10 protein-coding genes and 1 pseudogene are annotated in these 9,810 nt (G+C 54.9%); 1 reads left to right on the top strand and 10 read right to left on the bottom strand.

Going from position 1 to position 9,810, the window contains the following annotated elements:
- Positions 1-97: 97 nt before the first annotated feature.
- From V8P77_RS32745 to rfbA, 9 genes are read right to left on the bottom strand one after another with little or no spacing between them, the layout of a single operon-like run.
- Positions 98-1,168, bottom strand: coding sequence for a radical SAM/SPASM domain-containing protein (locus tag V8P77_RS32745; RefSeq protein WP_335916460.1), 1,071 nt, complete (start codon positions 1,166-1,168; stop codon positions 98-100).
- A 1-nt stretch (position 1,169) separates the two neighbouring features.
- Complete coding sequence (locus V8P77_RS32740; protein WP_335916458.1) at positions 1,170-2,015, bottom strand: NAD-dependent epimerase/dehydratase family protein; 846 nt, start codon at positions 2,013-2,015, stop codon at positions 1,170-1,172.
- Positions 2,008-2,721, bottom strand: coding sequence for a nucleotidyltransferase family protein (locus V8P77_RS32735; RefSeq protein ID WP_335916456.1), 714 nt, complete (start codon positions 2,719-2,721; stop codon positions 2,008-2,010). The genes V8P77_RS32740 and V8P77_RS32735 overlap by 8 nt, the downstream gene beginning before the upstream one ends.
- Positions 2,714-3,694 (bottom strand): NAD-dependent 4,6-dehydratase LegB, encoded by a 981-nt coding sequence (locus V8P77_RS32730; protein ID WP_335916455.1) that lies wholly within the window; start codon positions 3,692-3,694, stop codon positions 2,714-2,716. Before V8P77_RS32730 ends, V8P77_RS32735 begins: the two co-directional genes overlap by 8 nt.
- A complete protein-coding gene (locus V8P77_RS32725; RefSeq protein ID WP_335916454.1) occupies positions 3,691-5,010 on the bottom strand; it encodes an ABC transporter ATP-binding protein in 1,320 nt (439 codons plus the stop codon). The genes V8P77_RS32730 and V8P77_RS32725 overlap by 4 nt, the downstream gene beginning before the upstream one ends.
- Positions 5,010-5,885, bottom strand: a complete 876-nt coding sequence (locus tag V8P77_RS32720; protein WP_335916453.1) for an ABC transporter permease — start codon at positions 5,883-5,885, stop codon at positions 5,010-5,012. The genes V8P77_RS32725 and V8P77_RS32720 overlap by 1 nt, the downstream gene beginning before the upstream one ends.
- The gene (locus V8P77_RS32715; protein WP_335916522.1) at positions 5,882-6,988 is read right to left on the bottom strand and encodes a DegT/DnrJ/EryC1/StrS family aminotransferase; all 1,107 of its coding nucleotides are present in this window, start codon (positions 6,986-6,988) and stop codon (positions 5,882-5,884) included. Before V8P77_RS32715 ends, V8P77_RS32720 begins: the two co-directional genes overlap by 4 nt.
- Before the next feature lies 1 nt (position 6,989).
- Positions 6,990-7,364, bottom strand: coding sequence for a sugar 3,4-ketoisomerase (locus tag V8P77_RS32710; RefSeq protein ID WP_131619296.1), 375 nt, complete (start codon positions 7,362-7,364; stop codon positions 6,990-6,992).
- A gap of 23 nt (positions 7,365-7,387) precedes the next feature.
- Entirely contained in the window at positions 7,388-8,299 is a 912-nt protein-coding gene (rfbA, locus tag V8P77_RS32705) for a glucose-1-phosphate thymidylyltransferase RfbA (protein ID WP_335916451.1), read from the bottom strand.
- Between the two features lie 248 nt (positions 8,300-8,547).
- Here rfbA and V8P77_RS32700 point away from each other — a divergent pair, with 248 nt between their 5' ends.
- Positions 8,548-9,354, top strand: coding sequence for a glycosyltransferase family 2 protein (locus V8P77_RS32700; protein ID WP_335916450.1), 807 nt, complete (start codon positions 8,548-8,550; stop codon positions 9,352-9,354).
- Positions 9,355-9,480: 126 nt separating this feature from the next.
- On the opposite strand, the pseudogene V8P77_RS32695 reads toward V8P77_RS32700, so the two are convergent.
- A pseudogene (locus tag V8P77_RS32695) lies at positions 9,481-9,810 on the bottom strand (hypothetical protein); the annotation flags it as partial.

Here is a 9,810-nt window from a genome sequence, read left to right as displayed (position 1 = left end):
TGCTACTCCCGCAATTCACTATACAGCCGGTGTTCCAATAGCGGTAACACTGCGATGTCATCCCGCACACGACCGGTTTGCAACTCCGGCTGCTTTCCTATTTTCCGATTTCCTGAGCCCGATCCACGTAATTTCGGACAATTACTTTCCGGCCGCAGATTTCCGTCGGCTCATCATCCGTCAGGCGAGGTAGATAGCATCGGCGGCATACTTCGCTTTTCAAGAAGCCCTGCGGTTCCTTGTGCAAGGCGCGGACTGCATTCATTTTTTCGCCGTGCCAAATCTGGTGTACCGTCTCCTTGGTCGCGTCACCAATGACTTCGCGATTTTCCTCGTCGTTCGAGCACTTCATCACAAGCCCATCGGCGCCGATAACGAGGCGCTGGTATTGCTGCGGGCAGGTGAAGTTATCCAGATATTGAACGTCAGAATCGTTTCCGAGATAGTCGATCAGCGGATTGAAGGCGACTAGATCCACGTGTGGTGCAAACGTCTCATAGTAAAGATCCGGATTTTCCCGGATCGCCGGCCAGATGCCTTGCACCTTGACGACCGGACGATGGAGACCACGCTCGTCTTTGTACTTCTTGATGTCCTTGATCTTGTCGAGCAGGGCCTCGAACTTGATTGGCTTGCGGATTTTCTCGTAGGTCTCACCGGTGCCATCGATCGAAACGGTGATCCAGTCGATGCCGGCATCGACGAGCTGAGCGAAATAGTCTCTGTTGAGCTTGAAGCCGTGCGTGAGGGTCGAGACTTCCTTGATCCCATGGTCCTTGGCATAGCGCACACAGTCGGCGAAGCGCTTGTGCAGCGTGGCCTCGCCCCGCAGCGACAGACGGATCGCAGGAACCTTGCCGCCGATCTCATCGATGATACGGCAGTAGAGATCCCAGTCCATCCGCGTCGTGTTCACACTTTTCTTGAACTCGTCGCTGATCGTATAACACATCGGGCAGCGCAGATTGCAGATCGATGCCAGCTCGAGATCGACGAGCAGCGGATAGTCCGAAACCTGCTGGTTCAGGGCATACTCTGACCATTTGCGACGGTAATCCGCGTATTCTGCTTCCCAGCCTTCACCCCGGAACTTGTCGAACGCGGCTTCGCGCTCGACCGTGTCCATCGAGTAGTTGCCCTTATTGATCGGAACGTAACGCTCGTTCAATTTACGACTCCTTCATCATCGCGCGCATCCCGGCCGGCAGATCCCATTCCGGCCGCCATCCGAGAACGGTGCGAGCCCGCGTGATATCAGCCCGCACGTCAGGTATTTCATTCCGCCGAACTGTGCAAGATGACACTACAGGTAGATCGGTGCCGGCAGCTTCTTGCAAGATGTCGATTATTTCCTGCACCGAATACGACATTCCGGAGCCGATATTGATGCAATGGTAGCCTTCCGCGACGTCCATGGCCTTGGCAAAGGCGCTCAGGACATCGTCAACGAAGATATAGTCACGCCGGGGACTGAGATCCAGGACCTGTATTTCCTGCTTCGCCCGTATCCGGTTCAGAAGCGTCGGTATCAGAAATTCGGGTCGCTGCCCTGCGCCATATATATTGAAAAGACGCAATACCACCACCGGTATCTGCTCGTGCGTGGCGGCGAACTCACAAAGCTGTTCGGCAAGATGTTTGGAAAGAGCGTAAGGGTTGTTCGGCCTGACCGGATCGCTTTCATGGATCGGCAGCCGGTCAGGCGCTCCGTAAACATAGGCGCTTGCGAACACGAGTTTGGCCTTGTGTCGCTTGCACCAGTTCAAAGCGTGTTGCGTTCCGAGGACGTTGGCGGCCGTGAAACTCGGTCCTTGGCTCCAGCTATCTGGAACGAATGTCCTGCCGGCAAGGTGAAACAGCGTGCGTGCGGCGGGAAGCTCCTGCCAAACCTTTTCTTCGCTTATATCACCATGCGTTCGGTCAAGCGCGAGCACGTCAAAACCAGCCTGCTCGAGCCGTCTGACCAGACGCCTCCCAAGAAAACCGCCAGCACCAGTAACGATGGCATCAACCATTCAAGAACCTGGACCGCATGGATTCGAACTGCTCGATCGCCAAGGCATAATCGTCAGGCCGTCCTATATCGAGCCAATAGCCCGCAAAATCTCGAACCGTGGCCGGCTTGCCGGCCGCGAGAAGATCAAGCATCAACTGATCAAAGCCGTAGGCGCCACCTTGTGGTATGTGCTCGACGGCCGTCGAAGACACCATGTAGACACCCATGCTGACCTTGTATTCGGCTGTCGGTTTCTCACGAAAACCGGTCAGCAGCCCGGCCTCGCCGGTGTCAAGAACGCCATAGTCTATGCGATGCTGACGCGTCTTGGACGAGATCGTGAATATATTCCCGTCGCGGACGTGAGCATCATGAAAATCGGCATAGTTCAGATCTGTCAGAATGTCGCCGTTCATTACCAGGAAATTCTCCGGCAGATCCTTTATCAGCCGCAGCGGTCCCATAGTGCCGAGAGGTTCGTCCTCGAGCGAATAGTCGATGCGTACGCCCCATTTGTCACCATCCTGGAAAAAAGCCCTGATCAGCTCGGCCTGGTGATTGACGGCAAGTGTTATATGCTGAAATCCGCCTGATATCAGCTGACGAATGATCACCTCAAGGATCGGATAGTCGCCGATGGGCATCAGAGGCTTTGGAAGCACGACAGTATAGGGCCGCAACCGCGTTCCCATTCCACCCGCCAAAATGACTGCGCGCCTAGACATTGAAGATATCCGCTTTGTATCTCGCCAGGTTGTGCAGCTGACGCAGCCAGTCGACCGTCGCTCTCAGACCATCTTCCAAGCTGTAACGCGGCGAAAACCCCGTCAGAGACCTGATCAGGCTGTTGTCGCAGCACAAACGTTCCACTTCGCTGTTTGCGGGGCGCAAACGCTGTTCGTCGCATTCGATCTCCACGCTGACGCCGATGATGTCGGCTATCAGCCGAACGGTATCGCCGATCGAGATCTCGCTGCCGGAGCCGATATTGACCGTCTGGCCGATGGCTTCGTCGCAGGCGGCGAGCGCCAGAAAGCCGTCGCATGTATCCTGGACGAAATTGAAATCCCGCGTGGGTGACAGCGCGCCAAGCTTCAGTGTCGTCCGTCCGCTCAGAAGCTGCGAAATCACTGTCGGAATAACCGCCCTTGCAGATTGTCGCGGGCCGAAAGTGTTGAAAGGCCGTGCGATCGTCACCGGCAGGTCGAAGCTCGAATGATAGCTGTAGGCGATCGCATCGGCACCGATTTTGGACGCCGAATAGGGCGACTGCGCCTGCAGGGGATGGCTTTCGCTGATCGGCACAAAACGCGCCGTGCCGTAGACTTCGCTTGTCGAGGTCTGGATGACACGGCCGACGCCGGCATCGAGAGCGCCCTGAAGCACGTTCAACGTGCCATGCACATTGGTATCAACGTAACTTGACGGCGCCTGATAGGAGTAGGGAATGGCGATAAGCGCGGCCAGGTGAAATATCGTATCCACGTCTTTGGCAACGGTGCGCATCTGAGCTGGATCGCGGACGTCGCCGAGGACTACCTCAAATTTGCCGCGGTATTCAGACTGGTCAAGCCAGCCCCAGCTGGAAAACGAATTGTACTGGCAGAGGGCGCGAACTTCGATGCCCGACCTGACCAGCGTCTCGACAAGATGAGAGCCGATAAACCCATCCGCCCCGGTGACAAGCGCTTTCTTCATTTCAAAATACCCTCAGAATCGCGCAGGAAGAGCTTCTCCACTTCCCAAGGCAATTGGATCGCCGAAATCGATGGCTTCCGCTGCTGACCAAGCATCTGGATAATCCCGACATTATCTTCTACGTCAAACCGGATGCCCTCAGCGACCGAATAGATCGAGAACCGGCTCGATATGCCGAGCCGCAGATAGAAGGTGCCCGTGTTGAGGAGATAGCCCGGAAATTTGACGCGAGCTCTATAGTAACCGGCTGGCCGGGTATCCAAGCGACCAACGTCGAGTTCGGGATCGGATAGGCTGACGAGCGTGGTGTAGCCGTCTTCCATCTTGATCTGCATCCCGACCGATAGGCCGGAAAGAGGCTCCCTCAATTCGTATTCGACCTCGACCGAGAATCCCTTCGAAAGTTCCAGTGTTCCAGAAACTTCATCCCTGTCGTTCAGTACCGCGACACGGCAGATAATCGCCTTTCCGTCGACGTCCTCGGGATTGACCGAGTAGCTTGCTGTACCACCGAATTCCGGGCGATCGAGATAGGCCTTTATCACATCTCCGGTATCGCCCATCGCGGCGACCTTGCCATCAGCCATTAGAATCGATTTCGGGCAGATGCTGCTTATGGCGGTCATATTGTGGCTGACGAAGAGAATCGTTCGACCGGCCTTCGTGACTTCCTGCATGCGCCCCATGCATTTGTTCTGGAAGTTGACGTCTCCGACGGCCAGCACCTCGTCAACCAGAAGAATCTCCGGCTCAAGATGCGCTGCGACGGAGAAAGCCAGACGCACATACATTCCAGATGAATATCGCTTCACAGGCGTGTCGATAAATTCGCCGATTTCGGCAAATTCGACGATCTCATCGAATTTAGATCTGACCTCGGCGCGGTTCATGCCAAGGATGGCGCCGTTGAGATAGACGTTCTCTCGACCGGTGAGCTCTGGATGAAATCCGGTGCCGACCTCAAGTAAGCTGGCAATTCTGCCCCGTATACCGATGAAACCCGAATTGGGCATGGTGATGCGTGACATTACTTTCAGCAGCGTAGATTTTCCGGCGCCGTTCCTGCCGATAATTCCGACGATCTCGCCGTGCCCGACCTCGAAGGAGACATCATCAAGCGCATGAAAGATGTCGCCCTTCAATCGCGACTGCTTTCTCTTGTCGGAGGCATAGTCGGATACAGATATATTCGGGTCCGGTAGATTTCGCCACTTCGCCCACCAGCTTTGCAGGTCGCGATAAAGGGTGCCATGATTGATCACGCCAAGACGATACAGCTTGCTGACGTGCTCTGCTCGAATAACAACATCGCTCATCAGACGGTATCCATCGCGTTAGCTTCCGCCCGCGAGAAAAGTGCCAGCCCGCATACCGTGATCGCAACGGTCACCGCTAGATTGGCAAGACAGAGAGTGACGGGCAAAACTGAAGCGTCAAAGAGCGCCCAACGGAAAATCTGAACGGGTGTCGTCATTGGATTGATGTAGTAGAACCAATGATACCGTTCCGGGATCTGACTGAATGGATACACGATCGGCGTAGCGTACATCCAGAGTTGCGTCATAAATCCGACGGCATAGACGAGATCGCGAAAACGGACCGTCAGAGCGGAAACGACCAGTCCAGCACCAATACCCAGCACTGCAATGTAGAGCAGCACCAATGGCGTCAAAAACAGGAAATGATAACTCAATGCCAGATCGGGGTTCGCAATCTTGATCCCAAAGGCAACTATCAGCAAGAGCAGGAATTGGATGGCAAAGGCGACAACACCACTCATCGCGACGGACAGTGGCACCACAAGCCTGGGGAAATAGACTTTTCCGAATAGATTGGCGTTCTTTGAAAAGACTTCGGAGTTATTGGTTAGACACGCAGCAAAATAGCTCCAGACGATCGTACCCGACATGTAAAATAGGAAGGGCGGAAGACCATCCGTGGAAAGATTGGCTATCTTTCCGAACACGACATAATAGGTCATCGCCGTCAGCGACGGTTGGATGATATACCAGACAGGCCCCAAAATGGTTTGTTTGTAGAATGTCGTGAAATCTCGCTTGAAGAACATCCAGATGAGATTGCGATATCGCCAGACAAGGCCAAGATCCGGCGCACTGCCCTTCGAGGGTCTGATAACGATATCCCAATCTTCCTCGCGTGCGGAGGCGGATTCCTTCAGATGCTCTGTCATGCGGTCAACTTCAACTTTTCGGGGAGCGCGGCAAACAGGCTGCAGACTCGCTCGATCTCAACACTGCTATGCCCCGCCGAAATAGGCAGGCTCAGTTCGGTGGCGTGCAGTTCATCGGCGATGGGATAATTGCCGGATAAAATTCCTTGCATTGCCTTCTGCCGATGCGGCGCGATTGGGTAATGGATCTCGGTTTTCACCCCGTTATCGAGCAGCCACTGGCGCAATTCGTCACGGGCTGGGTGACGTATTCCGAAGATATGAAATACATCATACTCGGAAGAACGGCGAAGCGGTTGCGTCAGCCATTCAGGCAGATTGGCGAAATAGAGGTTCGCCAGCGCGCGCTTATGTTCAGTGACTTGATCGAGGTGACGCAGTTTAACCCGCAGGAATGCCGCCTGCATCTCATCAAGCCTGGAATTCACGCCAATATAAACGTTTTCATATTTTTTCTTCGAGCCGTAATTGCGCATATGCCTGAGGCGATCCGCAAACTCATCATCGTCCGTGACGATCGCACCGGCATCTCCCAGCGCACCCAGATTCTTGGTCGGATAAAAGCTGAAGCAACCGCCGATTCCAAAGGTGCCAGTCAGCCTACCGTCATAGCGCGCACCGTGAGACTGCGCGCAATCCTCTATCACCTGCAGCCCATGCTCGCTCGCAAACGCAGTGATCTCAGTCATCCGGCAGGCTTTTCCGAACAAGTGCGTCACACATATAGCTCGCGTGTCCGGTGTGAGCGCTGCACGAAGACGCTCCGGATCTATATTGAACGTTTCCCGCTCGGGCTCCACCAGAACAGGTTTATGGCCAGCACGCAGGATTGCCAGGATAGTTGCTATGTAAGTATTGGAAGCAACCATGACCTCGCTGCCTTTGGGCAGGTCGAGCGCTTCGATCGACAGGATCAACGCATCCAAACCGTTGGCTACGCTGATGCAATGTTTGCTTTCGGCAAAGGTGGCAAATTCGGCTTCGAATGAGGAAACTTCATTGCCAAGTATGTACCACCCGGAACGAATCACGCGGGAAGCGGCCGCCTCCAGATCTTCCATTAGCGGGCGATTGGCCTGCGCAAGACTTTCATACTCAATCATCTCAGAGCCGTTCATAGGGGGTGTCGATGTAGTCGTCCTTATCATATCCGTGAGAGGCAAAAACGAGCAGAATCGAACCCGGACCGAAGGTCATTTCGTGCCAGTCCCTTGGCTCTACCAGCAGGCACTGGTCCGGCGACGACAAGGTGATCTCTTCCTGGGCTTTTCCATCGTCCATCGAAACCACCACGCTTCCCGAAAGCGCCACCAACGCCTGCCGAGTCCGGTGATGACGATGGCCGCCGCGTTTATATCCGTCGGCACCATAGATCCAGAAGCTCCGGACGACCGGAAATGGCAGTATTCCGTCCATGACGGTCAACGCGCCTCGTGCGTCGGACATCGTCTTTAACGTAAGCAGGGTAAATGCAGACAAGATCGGTTTCCAGTTTTGCCGGTTCAGCCGGTTGGGAAATGCGGAGCTGGTTCCCTCACCAAGCTGATGAGGTATCGACCGTAAGAGCTCTTTTCAAGTGGAGCTGCCAGCCTTAGCAACTGCTCGGCATCTATGTATTCCAAATGAAAGGCGATTTCTTCGGGGCAGGCAATCTTCAGCCCCTGACGCCGCTCGATGGTGGCAATGAACTGACTGGCTTCAAGGAGTGAATCGTGCGTGCCTGTGTCGAGCCAGGCATGCCCTCTGCCAAGGACAGCGACGTTCAACTTGCCCGCCGATAAATAATGCCGATTGATATCGGTAATTTCGGTCTCCCCGCGAGGGGAGGGTTTCAAGCCGGCCGCAATATCAACCACATCGTTATCGTAGAAATACAGGCCGGTCACCGCGTAAGTGGAGCGGGGCGAGGACGGCTTTTCCTCCAGGCTGAGCACCTTACCTTGACTGTCGAATTCCACCACCCCATACCGCTCGGGGTCATGAACCTTATACGCGAAGATGGTTGCTTCGTCTGATCTTTCCGATGCCGCGGACAAATCATGCGTTAAGAGATTGCCGTAAAAGATATTGTCTCCGAGCACCAGCGCGGTTGCCTCTCGGCCGATGAAGTCCCTGCCGATCGAGAATGCCTGGGGAATTCCTTCCGGCGCGGCCTGCACGGCGTATTGAAGATTCAATCCCCATTGGGCGCCGTCACCCAGTAGCTGTTCAAAACGTGGGGTGTCCTGCGGCGTAGAGATAATCAGGATATCCCGGATACCTGCTAGCATCAGCGTTGACAGGGGATAGTAGATCATCGGTTTGTCAAAAACCGGAAGAAGTTGCTTCGAAATGGCGAGGGTCGCGGGATGGAGCCGAGTGCCTGAGCCCCCCGCGAGCAATATGCCCTTGCGCAGTTTTTTCTTCGAAGACAAGAGACCTCCTGCAACCGGTAAATCCGCGCGCAATCACGAGCTCATCGTGATGGCGATGCTATTCGACAGTGCTCACTACAGATAGATCGATCCGCATGCAATGCACTTAGCAAGAAGAGGAGCCGCCACTGCTCATCAATCAGGCGTTGATCCAGGATAACTTGCAGTACTCGATTGCGGTACTGCCTCTCCGTCTGATACGGGTTGGCTTGCTATCGCCTTTTGAAATATGAGCAAGATACCGTTAGATGGCTGCAGATACTGCCAATCCAAGCTCCCCTCGCATAAGCCTCATCACCGTTTGCTGGAACGCCGAGCGGACTATCGCCGATACGTTGCGGTCCATCGACACGCAAACTTACCACGATTTCGAGCACATCATCATCGACGGTGGCTCAAGCGATTCTACGCTCGCCATCATCGCTTCGGCGCCCGCCGAGAACCGCCGTGTGCTTTCGGGACCGGATGGAGGCATCTATGAGGCGATGAACAAAGGGATTGGTCTAGCGACCGGCGATATTATCGGATTCCTGAATGCGGACGATATTTTCGAGAGCAGCGACTCCCTCGGAACTGTGGCGGCCGCGCTGGAAGATGAAGCATATGACGGCTGCTACGGCGATCTCGTCTATGTTTCCAACAGGCATACCGATCGCAAGATCCGCTACTGGAAATCGCGTGCGTTCAGATCCGGTTCTTTCGCCCGTGGCTGGTGTCCACCACATCCGACATTTTATGTTCGACGTAGCATTTATGAACAGTTCGGGCGGTTTGATCTGCGTTATCGGCTTGCAGCCGACGTCGAGCTCATGATGCGTTTTTTGGAAGTCGCGCGGATCAGAACAATCTACATCCCGCGAGTCCTGGTCAGGATGCGCTTAGGGGGCGCCACGAACAAGAACGTTCAAAATATATCGCGTCAGAACAAGGAGGTACTGTCCGCCCTTGCCGACAACGGCCTGAAGGTCTCAACATCGATGTTCTGGGCCTTTAAGATCGTGAACCGGTTAGGCCAGTTCCTGATGCGCAATCGATCGCAGGATTTATCAGCGTAAATCCACGCCACCGCCGATAGCCGGTTTCACACCGCCACCCTCCCCTGCAACCCGTCCGCAATCGCCGTCATCCTCTCCGCCGCAGCATGCCCGAACCCCCGGGGTTCACAGGAGGTCCGATTGGGTTCACGCAAAAAGGAAATCCCCCGAGTCTAAGCTCGTCAAGGCTACGTTCCTCAACACTATGGTGTTGTCGATATCGGCTGTAACGATTGTATCGTTGCCATACTGACTGGATGCAGCAAAAAGCGATTCCCAGTCGGCGAAAATGTTGTGATCGATTCTGATCGTGTCGTGCGCCGGGCCGGTTGCCATGAAGTCTATGATCGTGTCGTGGCCCCAGTTCAACAAATAAACAAACAAGTCTGCCGCGTCGCCACCAACGAGGATGTCGTTGCCGGCGCCACCGGCAAGGGTGTCGGTCCCGCTACCGCCGACGATTAGGTTGTCCAGCGA

It is taken from the genome of Rhizobium aouanii (assembly GCF_037002925.1).
Classification (GTDB): Bacteria; Pseudomonadota; Alphaproteobacteria; order Rhizobiales; family Rhizobiaceae; genus Rhizobium; species Rhizobium aouanii.
The sequence above is the reverse complement of the archived record's forward strand: the minus strand, read 5'-3'. Positions and strand labels throughout refer to the sequence as shown.

What these genes read in the sequence shown, in the direction of transcription:
- V8P77_RS32740 (WP_335916458.1), bottom strand. Translation starts at nt 2,015, where the DNA reads ATGGTTGATGCCATCGTTACTGGTGCTGGCGGTTTTCTTGGGAGGCGT.
- V8P77_RS32735 (WP_335916456.1), bottom strand. Translation starts at nt 2,721, where the DNA reads ATGTCTAGGCGCGCAGTCATTTTGGCGGGTGGAATGGGAACGCGGTTG.
- V8P77_RS32730 (WP_335916455.1), bottom strand. Translation starts at nt 3,694, where the DNA reads ATGAAGAAAGCGCTTGTCACCGGGGCGGATGGGTTTATCGGCTCTCAT.
- V8P77_RS32725 (WP_335916454.1), bottom strand. Translation starts at nt 5,010, where the DNA reads ATGAGCGATGTTGTTATTCGAGCAGAGCACGTCAGCAAGCTGTATCGT.
- V8P77_RS32720 (WP_335916453.1), bottom strand. Translation starts at nt 5,885, where the DNA reads ATGACAGAGCATCTGAAGGAATCCGCCTCCGCACGCGAGGAAGATTGG.
- V8P77_RS32715 (WP_335916522.1), bottom strand. Translation starts at nt 6,988, where the DNA reads ATGATTGAGTATGAAAGTCTTGCGCAGGCCAATCGCCCGCTAATGGAA.
- V8P77_RS32700 (WP_335916450.1), top strand. Translation starts at nt 8,548, where the DNA reads ATGGCTGCAGATACTGCCAATCCAAGCTCCCCTCGCATAAGCCTCATC.